A 25,270-nucleotide genomic window follows, 5' to 3' on the forward strand; every position below is an offset into this window, starting at 1 on the left:
ACACGTGCCGGCTCCGTCAGAAGGACAGCCATCGGGCGCACACGCCCCCCGAGCGCCAGCGAGGTGGATGCATGAGCCTCGTCCTGAGGTACGCGGCGCGCTCGGACCGCGGCCTGATCCGCGGCAACAACCAGGACTCCGTCTACGCCGGCCCCCGCCTGCTCGCCGTCGCCGACGGCATGGGCGGGCACGCGGCGGGCGACGTCGCCAGCAAGGTCGTCATCGCCGCGCTGGAGCACCTGGACGAGGACACCCCCTCCGGTGACATGCTGCAGGCCCTGCGCGAGGCGGTCTTCGAGGGCAGCGAGCACCTGCGCGAGGTCATCCGGGAATCCCCCCAGCTCGAGGGCATGGGGACGACGCTGACCGCGATCCTGTTCGCCGGCGGCCGGCTCGCGCTGTGCCACGTCGGCGATTCCCGGGCCTACCTGGTGCGCGACGGCCAGCTCTCCCAGATCACCCACGACGACACGTTCGTGCAGACGCTGATCGACGACGGCCGGATCACCGCGGAGGAGGCCAACAGCCACCCCCAGCGGTCACTGCTGCTGCGCGCCCTGAACGGGCAGGAGGTCGAGCCCGACCTCTCGATGCGCGAGGCGCGGGACGGCGACCGCTACCTGCTCTGCTCCGACGGCCTCTCGGGCGTGGTCAGCGAGGAGACCCTCGCCTCCGCACTCGAGGACCCGGACCCGCAGTCGACCGCGGACCGGCTGATCGAGCTCGCCCTGCGCAGCGGCGGCCCGGACAACATCACCGTCATCGTGGCCGACGTCGTCGAGGAGAGCGGCGGCCGCGGCCGGGTGGACCCCGTCATCGACGGCGCTGCCGGGGACAACATCGGCCAGCGCGAGGTGGACAACCGCTCGGCCGCCGGCCGGGCCGCACTCGCCGATCCCCATCCACCGTCCCCACCACCCAGCACACCGCCGACGGGCGGCGGCCCCTCCGCCCGCCGCCGCCCGCTGCGACTTCTCCTGGTGGCGGTGGCAGCCCTCGTCGTGCTCGTCGCGGGGGCTGTCGGTACGTACGTGTGGGCCCTCGGCCACTGGTTCGTCGGTGTCGACGCCAGCGGGGACGAGGAAGAGGTCGCCGTCTTCCGCGGCCTGGACGTCTCGCTGGTCGGCTTCGACTTCTTCGAGCTGGACCACGTCAGCGGCATGTCGGTCGCCGACCTCACGCCCGCCGCGCGCACCCGGGTCCGCGGCGGGATCACCGCCGACGACGAGCGGGACGCGGCCCAGATCCTGTCCCGGCTGCGCGACCAGCGGCTGCCCCTGTGCCCGTCACCCGAACCCGAGCCCGCCACGGCCACGCCCACGGCGCCCGCGCCCGCCGACACGCCGGGTGCGCCGGTCCCCACCGAGCCCGCTGCCGGCGACGGCGATCCGGCACCGACGACGTCGGCCCGGCCCACGGCGTCGTCCGAGCCGGGGGAGAACTGCCGGGAGGCCGGCTGATGGCCGGCCCGGCGACCGATCCCCGGTCCGCCGCCGTCGCCGGCGACCCGCCGCGGCGGCGGAACACCGAAGCGGCGCTGCTCGGCTTCGCCGTGCTGATCACGGTCGTGGCGCAGGCCATCGTCGACCTCACCATCACCGGCTCGCTGCGGCCGGAGATGGCCGGCTTCAGCGCGTGGATCACCGCTCTCTGGGTCGTCGCCCACCTGGTGATCCGCCGGTGGGCGCCCTACGCCGATCCCCTGCTGCTGCCGGCGGTGGCGTTGCTGGTCGGTCTCGGGCTGACCGTGATCCACCGCCTCGACCTCGCCGCCGAGCAGGTCGAGAGCGACATCACCCGCGAGGACGCCCCGGTCCAGCTCGTCTGGGCCACCCTCGGCGTCGCCCTGTTCGTGGCGTTCCTGGTGTTCGTGCGCGACCACCGCACGCTGTCGCGCTACGCCTACACCCTGGCGCTGGCCGGGCTCGCCCTGCTGGCACTGCCCGCCCTGCTGCCGGCCTCCATGTCGGAGGTCAACGGCGCCAAGATCTGGATCCGGGTGGCCGGCTTCTCCATCCAGCCGGGCGAGTTCGCCAAGATCTGCCTGATCGTCTTCTTCGCCGCCTACCTGGTCGACAAGCGCGACGTCCTGGCGCTGGCCAGCCGGCGGGTCGCCGGCATCGAGCTCCCCCGGGGCCGCGATCTGGGCCCGGTGCTCGTGGCCTGGATCCTGTCGATCCTCGTGCTGGTCTTCGAACGCGACCTGGGCAGTTCGCTGCTGCTGTTCGGCATCTTCGTGGTGATGCTCTACGTGGCCACCGAGCGGTCCAGCTGGCTGCTCATCGGCGTCGGTCTCTTCGCCGGCGGGGCCTTCCTGGCCTACCAGATCTTCGGGCACGTGCGGGCCCGCGTGGACACCTGGCTGGACCCCTTCGCCTACCAGGACGGCGCGGGCTACCAGCTCGTGCAGTCGCTGTTCGGGCTGGGCACCGGGGGCATCTTCGGTGCCGGCCTCGGCGGCGGGCGCCCCGACCAGGTGCCGGTGGCCAAGAGCGACTTCATCGCCTCGGCGGTCGGCGAGGAGCTCGGCCTGTTCGGGCTCGTCGCGGTGATCATCGTCTACCTGATCCTCGTGGAGCGCGGCCTGCGCACCTCCCTCGTGGTGCGCGACGCCTTCGGCAAGCTGCTGGCCGCCGGGCTGGCCTTCGCCGTCGCCTGGCAGGTCTTCGTCGTGCTCGGCGGTGTCACCGGGCTGCTGCCGCTCACCGGGCTCACGACGCCCTTCCTGGCCTACGGCGGTTCCTCCCTGGTGGCCAACTTCGTCCTGGTGGCCGTGCTGGTCCGGATCAGCGACGCCGCGCGACGGCCGGCCACCCCGCACGCGGCCCCGCCGGTGCGGCTCGGTGACGCCCCCACCGAGGTGGTGACGCCGTGAACGCGCCGCTGCGCAAGGTCGCCATCAGCGTGCTCGTGCTGTTCACGCTGCTGATCCTCAACGTCAACTACATCCAGGTCGTCCGCTCCGACGATCTGCGCAGCCGCACCTCCAACACACGAGTGCTGGCCGCCCAGTACGACCGGGAGCGCGGCGCGATCGTCGTGGAGGGCACCGCGGTCGCCGAGTCGGTGCCCACCGACGGCCGGCTGAAGTACCTCCGCCAGTACCCGCAGGGCGAGTTGTACGCGGCGGTCACCGGGTACCACTCGCTCATCTACAACAACTCCCAGCTCGAACGCGTCGAGAACGACGTCCTCGCCGGTTCCGACGGCCGGCTGGCGCTCCGGCGGCTGGCCGACATGTTCACCGGCCGGGACCCGGCCGGCGGCGACGTCGTCCTCACCCTGGACCCCGCCGTCCAGGAGGCCGCCATGGCCGGCCTCGAGGGCGTGACCGGCGCGGTCGTCGCGCTGGACCCGGACACCGGCGCCATCCTGGGCATGGCCAGCACCCCCAGCTACGACCCGACGCTGCTCTCCAGCCACGACCCGGCCGCGATCCGGGCCTACTGGGACGAGCTGGAGGCGGCCGAGCGCGACCCGCGGCTCAACCGCGCCATCGGCGACAACTACCCGCCCGGCTCGCTGTTCAAGGTGATCGTGGCCGCGGCCGCGCTGGAGGACGGGCTCACCCCCGAGTCGGTGGTCCCGGCGCCCGAGGAGTTCCCGCTGCCGGACAGCTCGCGGACGATCCCCAACTTCGGCGGCTCGGCGTGCAGCCCGAGCGGCGAGCAGTCCCTCATCGACGCGCTGACCATCTCCTGCAACACCGCCTTCGCCGCTCTGGGCATCGAGCTCGGCGAGGACCGGGTCCGGGAGATGGCCGAGGCGTTCGGGCTGGACGGCGAGGGGTTCGAGATCCCGCTCCAGGTGGCGCCCAGCGGGATCGGCGACATCGTGGACGACGCCGCGCTGGCCCAGACCGCCATCGGCCAGCGCGACGTCCGGATGACGCCGCTGCAGGCGGCGATGATCGCGGCCACGGTGGCCAACGACGGGGTCCTCATGAAGCCGTACCTGGTCGACCAGGTGCAGGCGCCCGACCTCACGGTCATCGACTCCACCGAGCCGGAGGTGTGGCGGGAGCCGATCTCGGAAGAGGTGGCGAACCAGCTCACCGAGATGATGACCAGCGTCGTCGCCGAGGGGTCGGGCCGGGCCGCGCGGATCGCCGGCGTGCAGGTCGCCGGCAAGACCGGGACGGCACAGGTGAGCGACGAGGTCGCCGACCACACCTGGTTCATGGGCTTCGCCCCGGCCGACGACCCGCAGATCGCCGTCGCGGTGTTCGTGGCCAACGGCGGCGGTACCGGCGGCGAGCGTTCCGCGCCGATCGCCCGCCAGGTCATCCAGGCCTACCTCGACGGGCAGGGCGGCTGATGGCGCTGTCCACCGGGAGCCTGCTCGCCGGCCGCTACGAGATCACCGCGCCGATCGCCGTCGGCGGGATGGGCGAGGTCTGGAAGGCCCGCGACCAGGTCCTCGACCGGATCGTCGCGGCCAAGGTGCTCAAGAGCGAGTTCACCGGCGACCCGAGCTTCCTGGCCCGCTTCCGCAACGAGGCCCGGCACACCGCGGCGCTCACGCACCCGAACATCGCCTCGGTGTTCGACTACGGCGAGACGGTCGACGACACCGGCACCCAGCAGCTGGCGTTCCTCGTCATGGAGTTCGTCGAGGGCCAGCCGCTGGTCCAGATCCTGCACGAGGAGGGCGCGCTCCCCGTCGACTGGACGCTGCACGTGCTCAGCCAGTCGGCCGACGGGCTGTCGGCGGCCCACCGCGCCGGCGTCGTGCACCGCGACATCAAGCCGGGCAACCTGATCGTCCGCCCCGACGGCGTGGTGAAGCTGACCGACTTCGGCATCGCCCAGGCCCGCGACGCCACCCCGCTGACCCGGACCGGCATGGTCGTGGGCACGGCCCAGTACCTCTCGCCCGAGCAGGCGCAGGGCATGGAGGTCACCGCGGCCTCCGACGTCTACTCCCTCGGGGTCGTGGCCTACGAGTGCCTGACCGGTGCCCGCCCCTTCGACGGGGCCTCCCAGGTCGCCATCGCCCTGGCCCACATCAACCGGCCCCCGCCGCCGCTCCCGGCCCACGTGCCCCCCGCCGTGCGGCTCCTCGTCGAGCGCGCGCTGGCGAAGGACCCGGGCGACCGGTTCCCCGACGGCGGCGCGTTCGCCGAGGCGATCCGCCGGGTGGCCTCCGGCGGCACCCTGACGCCGGTCGCCGGGCCGGCCACCGCGCCGACCCAGGTGGTGGCGGCCGGTGGGCTGGCGGAGGCCCGTACCCAGGTCATTCCGGCCACGGGCCCCGGGACGGCGGCCGGGACCGGGGGCCCGCGGACCGGCACCTCCGGGCCCATGCCGCCGTTGCAGGCACCGCCGGAGGACGACGACTGGTACGCCGACGGGGACCGGCCCGACGGCCGCGACCGGCGGCGGACGTGGGCCTGGCTCGGGGCCGCACTGGCCCTGGTGCTGCTGCTCGGTGGCGGCGCCTGGTACCTGCTCACCAGCGGCGACCGGGGCGACGACGGGACCAGTGCCGCCCCGACCACGTCCTCGGTCTCCACCTCCGCCGACCCCGCGGACGTGGTGCTGGACCCGGCCGCCTACGTCGGCCGCCCGGTCGAGGACGTCCGCGCCGAGCTGGAGGAGGCAGGCCTCGTGGTCCTGGACCCGGTGGCCGCCGACGCGACCCAGCTCGCTGCGGCCGGGCAACCGCTGGACGCCGGCGACGTGGCGGACCTGAGCCCCACCGGGACCGTGCGCGCGGAGACCGAGGTGACCCTGTACGTCGCCGAGGATGCCTATGCCCCGGAGGAGGACGACGAGGAGGAGGAGCCGCCCGCGCCCGAGACCTCGGCCGCACCCACCACCCCGCCCTCCAGCGCCCCCTCCACGCCCCCGAGCAAGAGCCCCACGGGCAACGACACGGGCGCCGGCACATCGACCTCGACCCGCGTGGAGCAGGGCACGTCCGGGCCGCCCGAACCGACGGGAGGCCCCTCCACGCCCACGGGAACCGCCGATCCTGAGGCTGCTGGGGAGGACGGTGCGCCGTGATCGTGGCCGTCTCCGCCTCCCCGGGAACGCCGGGCCGACCGACTAGGCTCGCCGACGGCTCCCTGCCCGCTGGAGCCCCCGCCTGGCGGGGGATCCGCCCGCTCGCCGAGGCCCTCGCCCGGACGACGCACCGCCCCGCCCGAGAGGACCTCCGATGACCACGCCGCAGGTGCTCGGCGAGCGCTACGAGATCGGTGGCGTGCTGGGCCGCGGAGGCATGGCCGAGGTCCACCGCGGCCGCGACCTCCGCCTGGGCCGCGAGGTGGCCGTCAAGGTCCTGCGCCACGACCTGGCCCGTGACCCCTCCTTCCAGGTGCGCTTCCGCCGTGAGGCCCAGGCCTCGGCGTCGCTCAACCACCCGGCGATCGTGGCCGTCTACGACACCGGCGAGGACCGCACCAGCACCGGCGCGACCCCCTACATCGTCATGGAGTACGTCGAGGGGGAGACCCTGCGCGACGTGCTCCGCCGCGAGGGCCACCTCTCCCCCGAGCGGGCGATGAGCCTGTCGGCCGACATCTGCGGGGCGCTGGACTTCAGCCACCGCAACGGCATCGTGCACCGGGACGTGAAGCCCGGGAACGTGATGATCACGCCCCAGGGGACCGTCAAGGTCATGGACTTCGGCATCGCCCGGGCCGTCTCCGACTCCGCCGCCACGATGACCTCCACCGCCGCCGTGATCGGCACCGCGCAGTACCTCTCCCCCGAGCAGGCCCGCGGCGAGAGCGTCGACGCCCGCTCGGACGTCTACTCGCTCGGCTGCATGCTCTACGAGCTGGTCACCGGCGCGCCGCCGTTCACCGGCGACTCACCGGTCGCGGTGGCCTACCAGCACGTGCGCGAGGACCCGAAGCTGCCGTCGTCGATCAACCGGGAGATCCCGGCGGAGCTCGACGCCATCCTGCTGAAGGCGATGAGCAAGAACCCGGCCAACCGCTACCAGTCGGCCGCCGAGATGCGCAACGACCTGCTCCGGGCGCTGGCCGGCCAGCGGGTGGAGGCCACCCCGGTCATGGGGGACGCCGAGAAGACCGCCATCATCGGCGCCCCCGTCGGCGGCTCCTACGGCGAGGACGGCTGGGACGACGAGGACGAGGCGGAGCGCAAGCGCCGCAAGCGCCGGCTCATCGCCATCGTCTCGGTCGTCGCCGTCCTGCTGATCGCCGGGGCCATCGCCATCGCCGTCGCGATGAGCGGCGGCGGACAGGAGAACGACGCCACGACCCGGGTGTCCGTCCCGCCGCTCATCGGCCTGCCCGAGGCCGACGCCCGCCTGGCGATCACCGAGGCCGGCCTCGAGGTCGGCGAGGTGACCCCGCGGGAGACCGACGACCCCGCCCAGGAGGGGACGGTGCTGGAGTCCAACCCCGCCGCCGGCGCGCAGCGCGACGAGGGCACCGAGGTCGACCTGGTGGTCGGCGCCGCCCCGGACACCATCACCGTGCCCGACGTCATCGGGTTCGACGAGGCACAGGCCCGGGCCGCACTCGAGCAGGCCGGCTTCACCGGCAGCATCAACACCCGCGAGGTGGACTCCCTCGAGGAGGAGGACACGGTCGCGTCGGTCGACCCGGCCGTCAACGCCTCCGCCGCACGGGACCAGACGATCACCCTGGGGTTGTCCAGCGGCACGATCGACCTGCCCGACGTCACCGGCCGCAGCGAGGCCGAGGCCCGCGCCGCGCTGACCCAGGCCGGTTTCCGCGACGTGCAGATCACCACCGAGGAGGTCGACGCGGCCCAGCCGCCCGGCACCGTCGTCGCGACGACGCCCGGCGCGGCCACCCCGGCCGGCAGCGACACCCGCATCGTCCTGCAGATCTCCGGAGGGCCCGCCGACATCACGGTGCCCACGTCGATCATCGGCCAGACCGAGCAGCAGGCCCGGCAGACGCTGCAGACCGCGGGCTTCACCGGCACCATCACGGCGGAGCCCGTCCTCGCCGAGGCCGGGGAGACGCCCGGGAGGGTGGCCGACAGCAGCCCGGCGCCCGGGACGGCGGTGCCCGCGGGTCAGGCGATCACGCTGTACATCGCCCAGGCCGCTCCCACCACCCCCGACGACTGAACCCGGCCACCGAACGACCGAAGGGCTCCTCCCGCGCCGGGAGGAGCCCTTCGGTCGTTCCGGGGGCGGGTCAGGCGGTGGCGGCCGTGAGCCGCCGGACGGCGGCCGAGGCGGCCTCCACGACGGCCGGATCGGTGGGCAGGCCGCAGGTCGCCAGCCAGGTCGCCAGCATGCGGTGCCCGCCCTCGGTGAGCACCGACTCCGGGTGGAACTGGACGCCCTCGATGGGCAGCTCCCGGTGCCGGAGGGCCATGACGATCCCCGACGGGGTGGTCCCGGTGACCTCCAGCTCAGCAGGCACCGTGCCCGGGTCGACGGCCAGCGAGTGGTACCGGGTGGCGGTGAACGGCGACGGGAGCCCGGCCAGCACGCCCTCGCCCTCGTGCACGACCTGGCTGGTCTTCCCGTGCAGCAGCTCGGGCGCCCGGACCACCACGGCCCCGAAGGCCTCGGCGATCGCCTGGTGCCCGAGGCAGACCCCGAGCACCGGCGTCCCCGCCTCGGCCGCGGCCCGCACCATCGGCACGGTCACCCCGGCACCGGCGGGCGTGCCCGGGCCGGGGGACAGCAGCACACCGGCCAGGTCGAGGTCGGCGAGCTCGTCGACCTCGACGGCGTCGTTGCGGCGCACGATGCATCGGACGCCGAGCTGCCCCAGGTACTGGACGAGGTTGTAGACGAAGCTGTCGAAGTTGTCGACGACGAGGATCGGGCGGTCGGCCGCTGTGGTCACGCTCGAGTTCCTCTCGTCCCGGGGCTCTCCACCGTGGGAGCCGGCTCAACCGGAGGTGGCGAACTCCAGGTCCAGGGGCCCATCGTAGGCGGGCAGCTCCACGACCGGCCGCTCGCGCACGGTGAAGGTGAGCCCGAAGGCGTCCACGGCCTGCTGGAACACCGCCACCTGGGGCGAGGCGGCCAGCTGCGCCCGCACCGCGGCCGGGTCGGCGATCGCGGTGACGACGAAGGGCGGGGAGTAGGTGCGCCCCTGCAGGAGGAGGGTGTTCCCGACGCAGCGCACCGCGCTGGTCGCGATCAGCCGCTCGTCCATGATGGCCACCCCGTCGGCCGCCGCCGCCCACACCGCGTTCACCACGGCCTGGACGTCGGACTGGTGGATGACCAGGTCGTCGGCCCGGGCGTTCATCGGCCTGCTGCCGTCGGGCCGGGTGGGGGCGTCGTCCAGGGTGATGACCACACCGGGACCGCTCAGCGGCACCAGCGCCGCGGACAGCGCGCCCGCCTGCCCGGCGCTCTGCGCCGCGGCCACGTCGCCGTCCCGGGACGCCACCTGCCCGGTGAGCCGCTCGACCTGGCGCTGCAGGTCGCCCAGCTGGTCGGCCTGCTCGGCGATCACCCGGTTGCGCTGGTCGATCAGCTCGGACAGCTCGGTGATCTCGCCCGCCCGCAGGTCGGAACCCTGGGCGGTCCGGCCGGAGGTGGCGAACAGCAGCCCGGCGAGCAGGGCGACGACGGGCACGAGCACGCGCCAGGGGGAGATCCGGCGCCCGGCGAGGCCCCGCCCGGGCAGCAGCGACCGGCGCACGGTCACCTCCTCGGGGGGAACTCCTGCGGCCGAACGGCATGGTCCTCGGCTCCGACGTCCCCCGTCAGCTTAGGCTGGGGACAGTTCCGGCCGGGGGTGACAGCCCGGCCCACGGAAGGGAGTCCGCCCGGTGCCCAAGTCCAAGGTCCGCAAGAAGTCGGCCTACACGCCCCCCGAGGGGGTTCTGCAGACCCGCTCGTCGCAGGCCCGCGCCCTGCAGCCCAGCCCCCGCTGGTACGCCCCGGTGATGGTCGGGCTGATGCTCATCGGGTTGCTGTGGATCGTCGTCTACTACGTCGCCGGTGACCAGATCCCGTTCATGGTCTCGCTGTCGGCCTGGAACTTCGCGATCGGCTTCGGCGCGATGGTCGCCGGCCTGATCATGTCGATGCGCTGGCGCTGAACGGCCCTGTCCGGAGGCTCGCCGCGAGCCTGCGAGCGGTGAGAAGGACAGGGTTCTTCCACTGCGCCCCCACTCCTCGCACGCTCGGAGCGGCCCTGCAGGAAGGCCGGCCGAGGCCCTCGTCCCCATCCGGGGACGGGGGCCTCTGTCGTTCCGACGGCCCTTCCCCGGCACGAACTGCGCACGCCGGGCGGCCGGTGCACCTTCTGTGCACAGCCACCAGCTCCGTCCACAGGTCGACATGGCGCTCCACCCCCAGGGTTGTCCACCGAGTGTGGAGAGACGGAACGGACCCGGACTGCCCTGACCTGCGGAAACACCCCGGATGGGGCGGATGTGACAGGAGCACCACCCGGGTAACTACAGCTGTGTGAGTCTGTCCCCAGCTGTGCATGGGCCTGTGGACGTGTCGACAAACACCCAGGACCGGGGCGGTCACCGGCCTCCCTGCGGGCGGCCGACGCGCCGCGGCGCACGGGAGGCCGGCCCGCTGCGAGGTACCGGTCCGTCCCCCGGCGCTGGGTGCGCACGCCGGCCCCCGGGCCCGGAGACGCCGCAGGGCGGCCGTCCACGGGGGACGACCGCCCTGCGGGCCGGGAGCGGGATCAGGCGTCGAGGAGCTCCAGGACGGTGGCGTTGGCCATCCCGCCGCCCTCGCACATCGTCTGGAGGCCGTAGCGGACACCGTGGGCCTGCATCTGGTGGACGAGGGTGGTCATGATGCGCGCACCGGAGCCACCGAGCGGATGGCCGAGAGCGATCGCCCCGCCGCGCGGGTTCAGCCGGGCGGCGTCGGCACCGATGTCGGCCAGCCACGCCATCGGCACCGGCGCGAACGCCTCGTTGACCTCGTAGATGCCGATGTCGTCGATCGACAGCCCCGAGCGGGCGAGCACCTTCTGCGTCGCGGGGATCGGCGCGGTCAGCATGATCACCGGGTCGTCGGCCGCCATCACGGTGGTGTGGATCCGCACGATCGGGGTGAGGCCCAGCTCGCGGGCCTTGTCGCTGGTGGTCACCAGGAGCGCGGCGGCGCCGTCGGAGATCTGGCTGGCGTTGCCCGCGCTGATGACGCCGTCCTCCTTGAAGGGGGTCTTGAGCGAGCCGAGCTTCTCCAGCGTCCCGCCGGGGCGGATGCCCTCGTCGGCGCTGACGACGGTGCCGTCGGGCGTCGTCACCGGGGCGATCTCCTCGTCGAAGGCGCCGTCGGCCTGGGCCTTGGCCGCCTTCTCGTGCGAGGCCAGGGAGAACTCGTCGAGCTGGGTGCGCGAGAAGCCCCAGCGCTCGGCGATCATCTCCGCCCCGACGCCCTGGTTCGGGTAGACCCCGTCGTAGCGGTCCATGTAGCGCGGGCCGAGCGGCGTGCCCGCCGACCCGTCGCCGCGGGCCGCGCCCATCGGCACCCGGCTCATCGACTCCACCCCGCCGGCGACGACCACGTCGGCCTGCCCGCTGATCACCGTCGCCGCGGCGAAGGCCACGGCCTGCTGCGACGACCCGCACTGGCGGTCGATGGTCGTCCCCGGCACGCTCTCCGGCCAGCCGGCCGCCAGCGGCGCGTTGCGGCCGATGTTGAAGGTCTGCTCGCCCACCTGGCTCACGCAGCCCCAGAACACGTCCTCCACGACGGCCGGGTCGATCCCGGACCGCTCGGCGAGGGCGGTGAGGACGTGCGCGGACAGGTCGACGGCGTGCACGCCGGAGAGGCCGCCTCCCCGCTTGCCCACGGGCGTCCGGACGGCGGAACAGATGACGGCATCTCGCATGGTCGCACTCCTCGACGACGGTCCGGGCGCCGAACGGTCAGCCCTGACCGATCGTAGAACGCGGGACCGGTGGCAAGCTCCCGGCATGACGTGGTCACCGCCGACCTGGGACGTCGCGGCCACGGCGGCCCTGGGCCTCCTCCTGGCGGTCGGCGTCCCGTTCATCGCGGACACCCCCGGCCGCGTGCTGCTGGCCGGCGCCGCCGTCCTGCTGCTCGGCTCGGTGCTGCGCGACCTCGTCGCACGTCCCCGGCTGGCGGCGGACGCCGACGGGGTCGTCGTCCGGAGGCTCACCGGCACCACCCGGCGGCCCTGGGGAGCGGTGCGGGTGCGGGTCCGGGAGGTCCGCCGGCTCGGCCTCCGGGGCGGGACGCTCGAGCTGGACGGCTCGACCGGCCCCGACGACGACGGCCCGCTGGTGGTGCTGGGGCGGCGGGACCTGGGCACCGCTCCGGCATCGGTGGCCCGTGCGCTCCGGGCGCTGGACCCCACCGGCGGCTAGAGCCCCAGCACCGTCAGCGTCGGCACCGTCAGGGCGACGACCAGGAGCAGCACACCCAGCGCTGCCAGCGCAGGGATCTGCACGGACCCGCGCCGCCGGGTCACCACCAGGATGCCGGCGGCCAGCGCGCCCGCGACCAGGCCGCCGAGATGGCCCAGCAGCGAGATGCCGGGCAGGAAGCTGATGAAGACGTTGATCAGCAGGAGGGTGAGCAGGCCGCGCAGGTCCTCCCGCCGGGCCACCATGAGCACACCCAGGGCGCCCAGCAGGCCGTAGATCGCCGCCGAGGCGCCGGCGACGGGGACGCGGGGGTCGCCGAGCAGCTGGATGGCCGCCGCCCCGCCCAGCGCCGAGACGAGGTAGAGCGACAGGTACCGCCAGGCCCCGAGCCGTCGTTCCAGCTCGGAGCCGAACAGCAGCAGCGCCAGCATGTTCATCGCCAGGTGCACCGGGCCGATGTGCAGGAACGCGGCGGTGAGCACGCGCCACCACTCGCCGAACAGGATGACCCCGAACGGCCACTGGGACAGCGCGTCGAAGACCGGCGACGCCGAGTTGTCCAGCGGGGAGCGACCGACGGTGAGGGCCGACAGCGCGGTGACCAGGAACATCGCGACGTTCGCCGCGATCAGGCCCAGCGTGACGACGCCCCAGCGGCGCCCGGCAGCCCGCAGCCCGCTGCCCCGCCGGACCGGTCGGACGGCGGCCTGCCCCTCGCGGACGCAGGCGGGGCACTGGAACCCCACCGAGGCGGGGACCATGCACTCCGGGCAGATCGGCCGGTCGCACCGCGTGCAGGAGATGCCGGTCGGCCGGTCCGGGTGCCGGTAGCACGCGGAGGGCCCCGTCCGGCCCACCCCCGGCTCGCTCGGGGTGGGTCCGGGGACAGGGCCGTCCTCGGCGTTCGGTGTCAGCTTCGCTGCACCTCGACGGACTCGATGACGACGTCCTCGACCGGCTTGTCCCCGCGGGCGGTGGGCACGGAGGCGATCTTGTCGACGACGTCGCGGCCGGCCTGGTCGGCCACCTCGCCGAAGATGGTGTGCTTGCGGTTCAGGTGCGGGGTGGGTCCGACGGTGATGAAGAACTGCGAACCGTTGGTGCCCGGGCCGGCGTTGGCCATCGCCAGCAGGTACGGGCGGTCGAAGGACAGCTCGGGGTGGAACTCGTCGCCGAACTGGTAGCCGGGCCCACCGAAGCCCTGACCGAGCGGGTCGCCGCCCTGGATCATGAAGCCGGAGATGACCCGGTGGAAGATCGTGCCGTCGTAGAGCTTGTCGGTGGTCTTCTGGCGCGTCTCGGGGTGCGTCCACTCGCGGGCGCCCTCGGCCAGGTCGGCGAAGTTGGCGACCGTCTTCGGCGCGTGGTCCGGGAAGAGGTCGACGGTGATGTCGCCGTGGTTGGTGTGCAGCACCGCGCGGCGGGCGGGAGTCGATTCAGTCACGCCTCCACTCTGCCACCGATCCGCGGGGCACGACCGGCCGGTCCGGCGCGGTGGTCCGTGGGGGACCACCGCGCCGCCGTGCCGTTCCTCCCCGGTTGCCGCTACGGTGCGGCCGACGCACTCCCCGCCCGGAGGTCCGCCATGACGGTCGACGAGACGCCCCCGGACACCGGCTTCCTCCGGCCCGCCGGCCCGTCGCCGGGCGCGGAACGCCTGTTCGCCGAGGACCGGCGGGACGTCGGGTACGTCATGAACCTCTCGCACGTCTGGGCGCACCAGCCGGACGCGCACGACGCCTTCATGGACCTGCTGGGGCAGGCGTCAGCGGCCGCCGGCCTGTCCTTCCGGCAACGGGCCGTCCTGGTGGCCGCGTCGGCGGGTGCCCTCGGTGACCCGCACTGCTCGCTGGCCTGGGGAAAGCGTCTGGCGGAAGAGGTGGGCGACGACGTGGCCGCCGCGGTCCTGCGCGGGGAGGACGGTGGGCTGACTGCTGCCGACGCGGCCCTGGCGCGGTGGGCACGGCGGCTCGCCCGGGATCCGAACGGCACGACGCCGCGAGATGTCCAGCAGCTGCGGGACTGCGGTCTGGACGACGCGCAGATCGCCGCCATGACGCTCTACGTCGCGCTGCGGATCGCGTTCTCGACGGTGAACGACGCCCTGGGCGCCCGTCCCGACCGACGCCTCGTCGAGGCTGCTCCTGCCGCGGTGCACAGCGCGGTCTCCTACGGCCGGCCGACGGCCGCCGGGGACTCGCAGGCCTGAGCGGCCGGAGGGTGGAGGGTGGAGACGAGGGGAATCGAACCCCTAACCCCCGCCTTGCAAAGGCGGTGCTCTGCCAATTGAGCTACGTCCCCGGGTGACCGCTCGCGGCGGCCGGTGGCTCAGCGGGTGGTGGGCGTGCTGACCGCGTCGGGGCCCTTGGTGGCCTCGTGCCACAGGTCGGACTCGGCCTTGCCGCTCGACCGCTTCCGGATGGCCGCGAGGGCCCCGGCGGCGACGGCGGCAAGTGCCAGCTTCTTCAGCACGCGCGGTGCCTCCTCGACCGGTCGGCGCCGGAGGCTCGTGCTACCGGCGAGCGTGCACACGGGTGGGCCTGGGAGGACTTGAACCTCCGGCCTCATCCTTATCAGGGATGCGCTCTAACCGCCTGAGCTACAGGCCCGTGAACCTCGAACAGCGTACCTGGCGACGCGCACGTGCCAGCAGGCGGGTCCTTGCTCAGTCCCGCTCGGACAGGGTGAGCTCCAGGCCCCCGACGAGGTCGGAGCAGAGGTTGTAGATGAAGGTCCCGACGGTGCAGAGGGCCGTCATCAGGACGATGTTGATCGCCCCGATGATCGCCGCGCCGCCGAAGACCAGGCCCGCAGTGACGACGTCGCCGTCGCTCTCGGAACCGGACGCCGAACCGATCTGACCGAAGAGGTCGTTGAGGGTGTCGAAGACGCCCAGGCTGCTGAGCACGCCGTAGAGGACGCCGACGGCCACCATCCAGATGAAGAACAGCGCGATCGACAGGACGAGCGAGATCTTCAGCGCCGACCAGGTGTCGATGTGACGCAACTGCAGCCGTGCCCGGCGGGGACCGCGTCCGCCCGGTCGCGACGGCATCCGCCCTCGGAGACCCCGTCCGCCCGCGGCCGTCTCGGAGGCGGCGCCCGCGGACGCGCCCTTCCCGGCGTCGGTCGCGTCCGTGGCTGCGCCCGTGCCCGTGGCCTTGCTCGTGCCCGCGTCCGCGGGAGCGGCCGTGCTCGCCGCACCCGTCGACGAGCCGGGGGCCGGCACGCCGGCGCCGGCCTTCGGCGCCCCTGCGCCCTTGCCGGCCGGCGCGCTGCCGGCGGGCTTCTGCGCGCGCTGGGTGCCCGTGGTCGGGATCGACTGCGTGCCCGTGGGGATGCGGCCGGCGTCGTCCGGAGCGGCGGTCGGGGTGCTGCCCTTCCCGCCCGCTCCGGCCGTGCCGGCGCCGTCCCCGGCGGTGGAATCGGTGCGCACCGAACCCTGCGTCCGGTCGCTCATGCCAGTTCCCCCATCCCCGGGCGGCGCGTGCCGCTCCCCAGCGTGGCCGGGACGGTCACGCTGTGATCTCCGTCCAGATTAGGCGTCGGGCTCGTCGTTGTCCGTCGTCCGGGCGATTGCCACGATCGACACGTCCTCCGGCAAGTTCATGAGCTTGACGCCCATCGTGGCACGGTCCTTGTTGTGCCGCACGCCGTTCACCGGCGTCCGGATGACCCCGCCACCGGAGGTGATGGCGTAGAGCTCGTCGCCGAGGGTGACCGCGAGGGCCCCGACGAGCGCTCCCTTGCGGGCCTTCGGATCGGCCGTGAGCACGCCCTTGCCACCCCGGCCCTGGTTCGGGTAGTTCTCGATGCCGGTCCGCTTGGCGAACCCGCGCTCGGTCGCGACCAGGACGTCGACGCCCTCCTGCACGACCATCAGCGACAGCAGCCGGTCGTCCTCGGACAGCGAGATGCCGCGGACGCCCTCGGTGGCCCGCCCCATCGGGCGCAGCGCGCCGTCGTCGGCGGTGAACCGGATCGACATGGCCTTGCGGGTCACCAGCAGCAGGTCGGACTGGTCGTCGATCAGCTGGGCACCGACCAGCTCGTCGCCCTCGCGCAGGTTGATCGCGATGACGCCGCCCTGGCGCGGGGAGTCGAAGTCGCCGAGCCGGGTCTTCTTGACCTGCCCCTTCGCCGTGGCCAGGACCAGGTACGGCGCGACGCCGTAGTCCTTGATCTGCATGACCTGGGCGATCTTCTCGTCCGGCTGGAACGCCAGGATGTTCGCCACGTGCTGGCCGCGCGCGGTGCGGTTGGCCTCCGGCAGCTCGTAGGCCTTGGACCGGTACACGCGGCCCTTGTTCGTGAAGAACAGGATCCAGTCGTGGGTGGAGCCGACGAAGAAGTGGTCGACGATGTCGTCCTGCTTCAGCTGTGCGCCCATCACGCCCTTGCCGCCGCGGCGCTGGGAGCGGTAGAGGTCGCTCTTGGTCCGCTTGGCGTAGCCGGTGCGGGTGATGGTGACGACGACCTCCTCCTCCGCGATGAGGTCCTCCATCGACACGTCGCCGTCGTTGGCGACGAACTGGGTGCGGCGGTCGTCGCCGTACTTCTCCACGATCTCGGCCAGCTCGTCGTGGATGATCTGCCGCTGCCGCTCGGGCGAGGCGAGGATCGCCTCGAGGTCGGCGATCTCCCGCTCGAGCTCGGCCAGCTGGTCGATGATCCGCTGGCGCTCCAGCGCGGCCAGCCGGCGCAGCTGCATGTCCAGGATCGCGACGGCCTGGATCTCGTCGATGTCGAGCAGCTCCATCAGCCCGCCGCGGGCGGCGTCGGCCGACTCGCTGTTGCGGATGAGCGTGATGACGGCGTCGAGCTGGTCGAGTGCCTTGGCCAGGCCGCGCAGGATGTGCGCGCGCTCCTCGGCCTTGCGCAGCCGGTACCGCGTCCGCCGCTGGATGACCTCGATCTGGTGGTTCACGTACTCGCGCACGAGCTCGTCCAGGCGCAGCGTCCGCGGGACGCCGTCGACGATGGAGAGCATGTTGCAGCCGAAGGTCGTCTGCAGCTGGGTGTGCTTGTAGAGGTTGTTCAGCACCACCTTGGCCACGGCGTCCCGGCGCAGCGTGAACACCAGGCGGCGGCCGACGCGGTCGCTGGACTCGTCGGCGATCTCGCTGATGCCCTGCAGCCGGCCGTCCTTGACCGCCTCGGCGATCGACTCGGCCAGGTTGTCGGGGTTGACCTGGTAGGGCAGCTCGGTGACGACCAGCTGCACCCGGCCCCGGGAGTCCTCCTCGACGGTGACGACGGCGCGCATGCGCACCGAGCCGCGGCCGGTGCGGTACGCGTCCTCGATCCCGTCGCGGCCGACGATCAGGCCGTAGGTCGGGAAGTCCGGGCCCTTGATCCGCTCCATGCAGGCGGCGAGGGCTTCCTCGGCCTCCGCGTCGGGGTGGTCGAGCATCCAGAACACCGCCGCCGCGACCTCGCGGAGGTTGTGCGGCGGCATGTTGGTCGCCATGCCGACGGCGATGCCGGCGGAGCCGTTGATCAGCAGGTTGGGGATGCGCCCCGGCAGGACCAGCGGCTCCTGGTTCTTGCCGTCGTAGTTCGGCTGGAAGTCGACGGTCTCCTCGTCGATGTTGGCCAGCATCTCCATGGCCAGCGGAGTGAGGCGGGCCTCGGTGTACCGCATGGCGGCCGCCGGGTCGTTGCCCGGGGAGCCGAAGTTGCCCTGGCCGTCGACCAGCGGATAGCGCATCGACCAGGGCTGGGCCAGCCGCACGAGCGCGTCGTAGATCGAGCTGTCGCCGTGCGGGTGGTAGTTACCCATCACCTCACCGACGACGCGGGCGCACTTCACGTAGCTGCGGTCGGGGCGGAAGCCCTGGTCGTACATGGCGTACAGCACGCGGCGGTGCACCGGCTTGAGGCCGTCGCGGACCTCGGGCAGGGCGCGGCCGACGATCACCGACATGGCGTAGTCGATGTAGCTGCGCTGCATCTCCTGCTGGAGGTCGACCGGCTCGATGCGGTCGCGCGCGGGGGTCTCGGTCACGGTTCAGATCTCCAGGGTTCAGCGCACGGTGCGGGATGACGTCGCGTCAGGGCCCCTCGCAGGGTCCCGCTGCGAGCTCGCGAGCAGTGGGGGACGAGGGGGTCCTTCATCAGACGTCGAGGAAACGGACGTCCCGGGCGTTGCGGGTGATGAAGCTGCGGCGGGCCTCGACGTCCTCGCCCATGAGCACGCTGAACAGCTCGTCGGCCGTCGCGGCGTCCTCGAGGGTCACCTGCAGCAGGATGCGGGTCTCGGGATCCATGGTCGTCTCCCACAGCTCCTTGGCGTTCATCTCGCCGAGGCCCTTGAACCGCTGGATCGCGTCGTCCTTGGGCGGCTTGCGTCCCTCGTCCATCGCGGCCTTGAGGACGGCGTCCTTCTCGCGGTCGGTGTAGACGTACTCGTCGGCCACCTTCCCGCCCCACTTGATCTTGTACAGCGGCGGCTGGGCCAGGTAGACGTGGCCGGCCTCGACCAGCGGCCGCATGAAGCGGAACAGCAGGGTCAGCAGCAGGGTCCGGATGTGCTGGCCGTCGACGTCGGCGTCCGCCATCAGGATGATCTTGTGGTAGCGGAGCTTCGACAGGTCGAACTCGTCGTGGATGCCGGTACCGAACGCGGTGATCATCGACTGGACCTCGTTGTTCTTGAGGACCCGGTCGATGCGCGCCTTCTCGACGTTGATGATCTTCCCGCGGATCGGCAGGATCGCCTGGAACATCGAGTCGCGGCCGGACTTGGCCGAGCCACCGGCGGAGTCGCCCTCGACGATGTAGACCTCGGAGCTGCGCGGGTCGGTCGAGCGGCAGTCGGCGAGCTTGCCCGGCAGCGAGTTGTTGCTCAGCAGACTCTTGCGGGCCAGCTTGCGGGCGTCCTGCGCGGCGCGGCGGGCCCGCGCGGCCGACGAGGCCTTGTTGATGATCATCTTGGCCTCGGTCGGGTTGGCCTCGAACCAGTGCCCGATCTGCTCGTTGCAGACCCGCTGCACGAACCCCTTGACCTCGGTGTTGCCGAGCTTGGTCTTGGTCTGGCCCTCGAACTGCGGGTCGCCGAGCTTCACCGAGACGATCGCGGCGAGTCCCTCGCGGATGTCCTCACCGGTGAGCTTCTCGTCCTTGCCCTTGAAGAGCTTCTTCTCCTCGGCGTACCGGTTGACGATCGAGGTGAGCGCCGCCCGGAACCCCTCCTCGTGCGTGCCGCCCTCGTGCGTGTTGATGATGTTGGCGAAGGTGTAGACCGACTCCGAGTAGGCCTCCGACCACTGCATCGCCACGTCGATCGACATGGCCATGTCGTTCTTGCCGGTGCCCTCGGCGGAGAAGCTCACGACCGACTTGTGGATCGGCGACTTCTTCGCGTTGATGTGCGCGACGTAGTCGATCAGGCCGGCGTCGTACCGGTAGGTGACCTCGGTGGGCTCGAACGCCTCGTCCTCGGCGCCGGCCTCCGGTGCCGCCTCGGCGAGGGTGATCTCGTCGGCCAGGCCGGACTCCGCCTTGCTGTGCCCCGGGCGCTCGTCCCGCAGGACGATGGTGAGGCCCTTGTTGAGGAAGGCCATCTCCTGCAGGCGGCGGTTGATCGTGTCGAACGAGTAGCGCGTCGTCTCGAAGATGTCGCCGTCGGCCCAGAAGGTGATCGCCGTGCCGCGCTTCTTCGTGGGGCCGACCTGCTCGAGCGGGCCGGGCTTCGCGTAGGCGTAGCTCTGCTTCCACTCCGTCCCGTCGCGCCAGACCTGGACGTCGAGCCGCGTCGAGAGCGCGTTGACGACGGTGACGCCGACGCCGTGCAGACCACCGGAGACGCCGTAGCTCTTGCCGTCGAACTTCCCGCCCGCGTGCAGGACGGTCATGATCACCTCGACGGTGGGCCGCTTCTCCACGGGGTGCATGTCCACCGGGATGCCACGGCCGTTGTCCTCGACCCGGACGCCGCCGTCGGCCAGCAGGGTCACGTGGACCCGGTCGGCGTGCCCGGCCAGCGCCTCGTCGACGGAGTTGTCGACGACCTCCCACACCATGTGGTGCAGGCCGCGCTCGCCGGTCGAGCCGATGTACATACCGGGGCGCTTCCGGACCGCCTCAAGCCCCTCGAGGACGGTGATGGAGCTGCCGGAGTAGGCGTTCTCGGTCTGCGGTGCTGCGACCACGTGGGGCCTTCCTTTCGCGCAACCGGCACGCGGCTCCCCGGTGCTCACGGGGGGCGACGCGCAGAACGGCACTGGCCCCTCGGGGGCGCAGAACGACGCTGGGCCGGTTGCTGGCGGTTTCTGCTGTCGAGGATACCGGGTCCACCGACAGGAATGACGTCGTCCACGCCCTGACGTCGTGTCTGAGGCCCTTCCGGCTCCCTCACCACCACCTGTCCTGCCCCTGGGCGGGACACGCCGTCCTCGAACGGCTGGGGCGCCCGCGGCGAGATCCGGGCCCGGGGAGCCCGGTGGAGGACGCCGCCGAGACCGTCGCGGGGCGCGCGCCGGTGGTCGGACGGGCCGACACTCGGGCACATGGCCCCCGATGCGACATCGCCGTCCACCGCACCGAAGCTCTGCCTCGTCACCGGCGCGACCGGCTACATCGGTGGCCGGCTGGTTCCCGAGCTGCTGGCCGCCGGGCACCGCGTGCGGGTGATGACGCGCTCGCCCGAACGGCTGCGCGGCCGGCCGTGGGCCGACCGGGTGGAGATCGCGCAGGCCGATGCCACGGACGCCGAGCAGGTCGCGGCGGCCTGCGCCGGGGTGGACGTCGTCTACTACCTGATCCACGCACTCGGCGGGGGCGGCGCCTTCGAGGACGCCGACCGGCGCTCCGCGGAGATCATGGCGCGGGCGGCGAAGGAGGCCGACGTGCGGCGCCTGGTCTACCTCGGGGCCCTGCGGCCGCAGGAGGAGGAGCTGTCCGCGCACCTGCGCTCGCGGACCGAGGTCGCCGACATCCTGCTCGCCTCGGGGGTCCCCACGGCCGTGCTGCGCGCCGCCATCGTGCTGGGGTCGGGCTCGGCGTCCTTCGAGATGCTGCGCTACCTCACCGAACGGCTGCCGGTCATGGTCACCCCCCGCTGGGTGCACAGCCGGATCCAGCCGATCGCCGTCCGGGACGTGCTGCGCTACCTGGTCGGCTGCAGCCGGCTGCCCGCCACGGTGCACCGGACCTTCGACGTCGGCGGACCCGACGTCCTGGACTACGCCGAGATGATGCAGCGGTACGCCGAGGTGGCCGGGCTCCCCCGCCGCCGCATCCTGCCCGTCCCGCTGTTCTCGCCCTCGCTGTCCAGTCACTGGGTGGGCCTGATCACGCCGGTGCCGGCAGGGATCGCGCGCCCGCTGGTGGAGTCCCTGCGCAACACCGTCGTCTGCACCGAGCACGACATCGCCGAGCACGTCCCGGATCCGCCAGAGGGGCTGCTCGGCTTCGACGACGCGGTGCGCCTGGCGGTGGCCCGCGTCCGCGACTCCGCCGTCGCCACCCGGTGGTCGGGCGCGTCCGTGCCCGGCGCGCCCTCGGACCCGCTGCCCACCGACCCCGACTGGGCCGGCGGCAGCCTGTACGTCGACGAACGCACGCAGCGGACCGCGGCCGACCCCGGCGCGCTCTGGCGGGTGGTCGAGGGGATCGGCGGGGACAGCGGCTGGTACTCCTTCCCGCTGGCCTGGCAGGTGCGCGGGCTGCTGGACCGGGCGATCGGCGGCGTGGGGCTGCGGCGCGGACGGCGGGATCCGGCGAGGCTCTACGTCGGGGACGCCCTCGACTTCTGGCGAGTGGAGGAGCGGGAGGAGGGCAGGCTGCTGCGGCTGCGCGCCGAGATGCGGGTGCCCGGGCTGGCCTGGCTGGAGTTCCACGTGGAACACGACGGCGAGGGCGGCGCCGACGGCCGGACGACCGTGCTGCGTCAGCGGGCGACGTTCGCGCCGCACGGGCTGGCCGGGCACGCCTACTGGTGGGCGGTGGCCGCGTTCCACGGGATCGTCTTCGGTGGGATGGTCCGGGGCATCGCCCGCGCCGCCGAACGCGCCGGCTGATCCCGCGGCGTCCCCCCGCACCGACCGGCGTCCCCACTCACCGCCCGGGGTCCCCACGCACCGTCCGGCGTCCCCTCGCACCGACCGGCGTCCCCCCGCACCGACCGGCGTCCCCGCGCACCGTCCGGCGTCCCGCCAACCGTCCTCCCTCACCGCACGGCGTCCTCCCCCACCGCGGGCCACGAGGGAGGACGCGCCATGATCAGGTTCGCTGATCATGGCGCGGGGGGCTCACACGAGGAGCTGGGCCGTCGCCAGTTCCCGGTACAGCGCGCTGCTGTCCACGAGCTCCCCATGGGTGCCGCGGGCGACGACCCGACCCTGGTCGAGCACCACGATCTGGTCGCTGTCGAGCACGGTGGACAGCCGGTGGGCCACGACCAGCAGGGCCCGGTCCGCCGAGGCGGCGGCGAGGGTGTCCCGCAGCAGCCCCTCGTTGCGGGCGTCGAGGCTGGCCGTCGGCTCGTCGAGCAGCAGCAGTTCCGGCCGGGCCAGCAGGGCACGGGCGATGGCCAGGCGCTGGCGCTCGCCGCCGGAGAGCAGCACCCCCTCGTCACCGACCAGGACGTCGAGCCCGCGGGGTGACCGGCGCACCACGTCGGTCAGGCCCACGTCGGCCAGCACCGCCCACAGCTCGGGGTCGGTGGCGTCGGGCCGGGTGAGCAGCAGGTTGTCCCGCACCGTCCCGGCGAGCACCGGCGCCTCCTGCTCGACGTACCCGAGCCGGGCCCGCAGCGCCGCCCGCGGCATCTCCCGGACGTCGGTCCCGGCCCAGCGCAGCACGCCGCCGCTCACCGGGTAGAAGCCCTCGATCAGCGCCAGGATCGTGGACTTCCCGGCCCCCGACGGGCCGACCAGCGCCACCCGGCTGCCGGCGGGCACCTCGAAGGAGACGTCGCTGAGCACCTGCGTGCCGTCGGGGTAGCCGAACGAGACGTCCTCGAGCCGCAGCAACGGGGCGCCGGACGGGGGGACGGCGGCGGCTGCGGGTCGCTCGGGGTGCGCGTCGTCCTCGGGTTCGAGCGCCAGGATCTCCTGGATCCGGGCCAGTGCCCCGAGACCGGTCTGCAGCTGCGTCCAGGCGCCGATCGCCTGCCCCAACGGCATGACCAGCAGGAACAGGTACAGGATGAACGCGACCAGCTCCGCGACCGTGATCGATCCGCTGGCCACGCGGTACCCGCCCACCCCGAGCACCGCCAGGAAGGCGCCCTGCACCGCGATCGACCCGGCGGGTGACACCAGGGCCTCGAGCCGGGCGACGCGCACGCCGGCCGCGTAGGCGCCGGCTGCGCTGGCACCGACGGACTCGACCTCCCGGGCGGTGGCACCGCTGGCGCGGATCGTCCGGACCGCCGACAGGGCCCGCTCCACGGCGGCGGTCATCGCGCCGACCTGTTCCTGCGCCTGCCGGGAGAGACGCCGGACCCCCCGGGAGGCCAGCACCGCGGTGGTCACGCCGACCGCGACCGAGGCGACCGTCAGGAGCAGCAGCCAGCCGTCGACCAGCGCCATCGCGATCACCGCCCCGACCGCGAGGACGACGGACCCGACGACGTCGACGACGCCGGAGGTGACGGTCGCCCGGAGCAGCGTGGTGTCGGCGCCGACGCGGGACATCAGGTCCCCCGTGCGCCGCCGGTCGTACTCGGCCACCGGCAGCCGCAGCAGCCGGTCGGCCAGCAGCTGCCGGGTGGTGAGCACGACCCCCTCGCCGGTCCGCTGCAGCAGGAACTGCTGGAACGCCGACAGGGCCGAGGCCAGGAGCAGCACGACCACCAGGACGGCGACGGCCGGCAGCAGCGGGTCCCCGGAGCCGACGACACGGATCACCCGGGCGACCAGCGCCGGCTGGGCGAGCGCGGCGGCCGCCGCCACCAGGGAGAGCGCCGCGGCCGCGGCCAGGCGCCGGCGGTGCGGCCGCAGCAGGGGCAGGAGCTGCCGGATCCCCGCAGCTGCGGAGGGCTCGGCGCCCCTGTCGGGTGGGGCGGAGGCGGTCAGCGGATCGGCCGGGTCAGACGCCGGCGGCGAGCGCGGCGACGATCGCCGTCAGCAACCGGGCGTGGTGCTCGATGAGCTGCGGCCGGTGACCGTCCGGCCGGACCGCGGCGACGTGCCCCGCACCGGTCCAGAACTCGTCCCCGTCGTCGGTGCCGAGCAGCAGGCCGTGGACGGCGGGGTCCTGGGCCAGCCGGCGGACCTGGGGCCCGTCCTCCGCCGCCAGCAGCTGCCAGCGCCCGTCGAACGCCTCGTCGCCGCTGAGCAGGGGGACCAGCCCGGTGGTGCCGTGCTTCCACAGCCGCGCCGGCGACAGCCGGAACACCGGGACGGCGCCCAGCAGCGGCGCCGCGGTGATGGCGTGCGTCGCCACCCACTGCCGCCCCGACGGGTACACGACGTCGAAGGCCACCAGCTCGACGGCGCCGGCGCGGCCCCGCAGCACCCCGGCCGGGCGCGCGTCCTTGCCCGGCCGCACCGGCGCGCTGGCCAGCAGGTCGATGAGCGCGGCGTCCTGGGGCCCGCTGCCGTCGGACACCGTCCAGCCGTGCTGCAGCGCCCAGCTCTGCGCCCCGAGCTGGTCGCCCTCGTAGCTGAACGCGCGCTCCATCTCGGGGTCCCGGGTCCGCGGCCGGGAGCCGAACAGCCCCCCGCGCTGGCGCTCCGGGGCGTCGGTCGGCGAGGGCGGCGGCGCCCAGGACGGGTCGACCTCGGACCGCCGCTCGCGGTCGGGGTCGGACCGCCGCTCCCGGTCGGGTTCGGCCGCGGGCAGGTCCCACCCCGGCGGCTGCCAGCCGGGGCCCTGAGCGGTGTGGTCGCCGTCCCGGGGCTGCCTGCGCCGGTCGGCGAAGTTCGGTGGATCGGCCGGCTCGTCGCCCGAGAGGTGGGCGGGCTCCTGCCAGTCGCTGCCGTCGTCGGCACCGTCGCGGTCGCGGGGGCTGCTCATCGCTCCATCGT

At 73.4% G+C, this 25,270-nt stretch carries 20 protein-coding genes and 2 tRNA genes; 9 read left to right on the forward strand and 13 right to left on the reverse strand.

What is annotated here, in order from left to right; genetic code table 11:
• Nucleotides 1–71 precede the first annotated feature (71 nt).
• The 5 genes from BM142_RS11990 to pknB all read left to right on the forward strand — a co-directional run bounded on the left by BM142_RS11990 (nucleotide 72) and on the right by pknB (nucleotide 8,079).
• Nucleotides 72–1,460 carry a PP2C family protein-serine/threonine phosphatase gene (locus BM142_RS11990; RefSeq protein WP_092198625.1) on the forward strand — a complete coding sequence of 463 codons (1,389 nt, stop codon included), beginning with the start codon at nucleotides 72–74 and terminating at the stop codon, nucleotides 1,458–1,460.
• Nucleotides 1,460–2,875: an FtsW/RodA/SpoVE family cell cycle protein gene (locus BM142_RS11995; protein WP_092198628.1), complete on the forward strand. Its 1,416-nt coding sequence runs from the start codon at nucleotides 1,460–1,462 to the stop codon at nucleotides 2,873–2,875. Before BM142_RS11990 ends, BM142_RS11995 begins: the two co-directional genes overlap by 1 nt.
• Nucleotides 2,872–4,317, forward strand: a complete 1,446-nt coding sequence (locus BM142_RS12000) for a peptidoglycan D,D-transpeptidase FtsI family protein (protein ID WP_092198631.1) — start codon at nucleotides 2,872–2,874, stop codon at nucleotides 4,315–4,317. Before BM142_RS11995 ends, BM142_RS12000 begins: the two co-directional genes overlap by 4 nt.
• Nucleotides 4,317–6,008, forward strand: coding sequence for a serine/threonine-protein kinase (locus BM142_RS12005; protein ID WP_092198634.1), 1,692 nt, complete (start codon nucleotides 4,317–4,319; stop codon nucleotides 6,006–6,008). The genes BM142_RS12000 and BM142_RS12005 overlap by 1 nt, the downstream gene beginning before the upstream one ends.
• 154 nt (nucleotides 6,009–6,162) lie before the next feature.
• Nucleotides 6,163–8,079, forward strand: coding sequence for a Stk1 family PASTA domain-containing Ser/Thr kinase (gene pknB / locus BM142_RS12010; protein ID WP_092198637.1), 1,917 nt, complete (start codon nucleotides 6,163–6,165; stop codon nucleotides 8,077–8,079).
• 70 nt (nucleotides 8,080–8,149) lie between these two features.
• Here pknB and BM142_RS12015 read toward each other — a convergent pair whose 3' ends face one another.
• Nucleotides 8,150–8,812 (reverse strand): aminodeoxychorismate/anthranilate synthase component II, encoded by a 663-nt coding sequence (locus BM142_RS12015; RefSeq protein WP_175527251.1) that lies wholly within the window; start codon nucleotides 8,810–8,812, stop codon nucleotides 8,150–8,152.
• 45 nt (nucleotides 8,813–8,857) lie between these two features.
• A complete protein-coding gene (locus BM142_RS12020) occupies nucleotides 8,858–9,622 on the reverse strand; it encodes a DUF881 domain-containing protein (protein WP_254790828.1) in 765 nt (254 codons plus the stop codon).
• A gap of 130 nt (nucleotides 9,623–9,752) precedes the next feature.
• Between BM142_RS12020 and crgA the strand changes: the two genes are divergently transcribed.
• A complete protein-coding gene (gene crgA / locus BM142_RS12025) occupies nucleotides 9,753–10,025 on the forward strand; it encodes a cell division protein CrgA (RefSeq protein ID WP_092198640.1) in 273 nt (90 codons plus the stop codon).
• A 605-nt stretch (nucleotides 10,026–10,630) separates the two neighbouring features.
• On the opposite strand, the gene BM142_RS12030 is transcribed toward crgA, so the two are convergent.
• Nucleotides 10,631–11,791: a thiolase family protein gene (locus BM142_RS12030; RefSeq protein WP_092198643.1), complete on the reverse strand. Its 1,161-nt coding sequence runs from the start codon at nucleotides 11,789–11,791 to the stop codon at nucleotides 10,631–10,633.
• Nucleotides 11,792–11,876: 85 nt separating this feature from the next.
• Here BM142_RS12030 and BM142_RS12035 point away from each other — a divergent pair, with 85 nt between their 5' ends.
• Nucleotides 11,877–12,293, forward strand: a complete 417-nt coding sequence (locus tag BM142_RS12035; protein WP_092198646.1) for a PH domain-containing protein — start codon at nucleotides 11,877–11,879, stop codon at nucleotides 12,291–12,293.
• Here the strand turns inward: BM142_RS12035 and BM142_RS12040 are convergent.
• Both BM142_RS12040 and BM142_RS12045 read right to left on the reverse strand, forming a co-directional pair.
• Nucleotides 12,290–13,054, reverse strand: a complete 765-nt coding sequence (locus BM142_RS12040) for a rhomboid family intramembrane serine protease (protein WP_092198852.1) — start codon at nucleotides 13,052–13,054, stop codon at nucleotides 12,290–12,292. The two genes, BM142_RS12035 and BM142_RS12040, sit on opposite strands and share 4 nt — an antisense overlap.
• A gap of 149 nt (nucleotides 13,055–13,203) precedes the next feature.
• Entirely contained in the window at nucleotides 13,204–13,737 is a 534-nt protein-coding gene (locus BM142_RS12045; protein WP_092198649.1) for a peptidylprolyl isomerase, read from the reverse strand.
• 141 nt (nucleotides 13,738–13,878) lie between these two features.
• On the opposite strand from BM142_RS12045, the gene BM142_RS12050 reads away from it, so the two are divergent.
• Complete coding sequence (locus BM142_RS12050; RefSeq protein ID WP_217640694.1) at nucleotides 13,879–14,502, forward strand: carboxymuconolactone decarboxylase family protein; 624 nt, start codon at nucleotides 13,879–13,881, stop codon at nucleotides 14,500–14,502.
• 19 nt (nucleotides 14,503–14,521) lie between these two features.
• On the opposite strand, the gene BM142_RS12055 is transcribed toward BM142_RS12050, so the two are convergent.
• The 6 genes from BM142_RS12055 to gyrB form a co-directional block, all read right to left on the reverse strand.
• Nucleotides 14,522–14,594 (reverse strand) — tRNA-Ala (locus BM142_RS12055).
• Nucleotides 14,595–14,621: 27 nt separating this feature from the next.
• The gene (locus tag BM142_RS12060; protein WP_175527252.1) at nucleotides 14,622–14,765 is read right to left on the reverse strand and encodes a DLW-39 family protein; all 144 of its coding nucleotides are present in this window, start codon (nucleotides 14,763–14,765) and stop codon (nucleotides 14,622–14,624) included.
• 63 nt (nucleotides 14,766–14,828) lie between these two features.
• Nucleotides 14,829–14,902, reverse strand: a tRNA-Ile gene (locus BM142_RS12065).
• Nucleotides 14,903–14,958: 56 nt separating this feature from the next.
• The gene (locus tag BM142_RS12070) at nucleotides 14,959–15,753 is read right to left on the reverse strand and encodes a DUF3566 domain-containing protein (protein WP_092198655.1); all 795 of its coding nucleotides are present in this window, start codon (nucleotides 15,751–15,753) and stop codon (nucleotides 14,959–14,961) included.
• 78 nt (nucleotides 15,754–15,831) lie between these two features.
• Nucleotides 15,832–18,300 (reverse strand): DNA gyrase subunit A, encoded by a 2,469-nt coding sequence (gene gyrA / locus BM142_RS12075; protein WP_092198658.1) that lies wholly within the window; start codon nucleotides 18,298–18,300, stop codon nucleotides 15,832–15,834.
• A 109-nt stretch (nucleotides 18,301–18,409) separates the two neighbouring features.
• Nucleotides 18,410–20,446 carry a DNA topoisomerase (ATP-hydrolyzing) subunit B gene (gene gyrB, locus BM142_RS12080; RefSeq protein WP_092198661.1) on the reverse strand — a complete coding sequence of 679 codons (2,037 nt, stop codon included), beginning with the start codon at nucleotides 20,444–20,446 and terminating at the stop codon, nucleotides 18,410–18,412.
• Nucleotides 20,447–20,803: 357 nt separating this feature from the next.
• Between gyrB and BM142_RS12085 the strand changes: the two genes are divergently transcribed.
• A complete protein-coding gene (locus tag BM142_RS12085; protein WP_092198664.1) occupies nucleotides 20,804–22,315 on the forward strand; it encodes an SDR family oxidoreductase in 1,512 nt (503 codons plus the stop codon).
• A 231-nt stretch (nucleotides 22,316–22,546) separates the two neighbouring features.
• Here BM142_RS12085 and BM142_RS12090 read toward each other — a convergent pair whose 3' ends face one another.
• Entirely contained in the window at nucleotides 22,547–24,316 is a 1,770-nt protein-coding gene (locus BM142_RS12090; protein WP_217640700.1) for an ABC transporter ATP-binding protein, read from the reverse strand.
• Nucleotides 24,317–24,329: 13 nt separating this feature from the next.
• Nucleotides 24,330–25,259 (reverse strand): hypothetical protein, encoded by a 930-nt coding sequence (locus BM142_RS12095; RefSeq protein WP_092198670.1) that lies wholly within the window; start codon nucleotides 25,257–25,259, stop codon nucleotides 24,330–24,332.
• Nucleotides 25,260–25,270 lie beyond the last annotated feature (11 nt).

This window comes from Blastococcus tunisiensis, from assembly GCF_900112815.1.
Classification (GTDB): domain Bacteria; phylum Actinomycetota; class Actinomycetes; order Mycobacteriales; family Geodermatophilaceae; genus Blastococcus_B; species Blastococcus_B tunisiensis.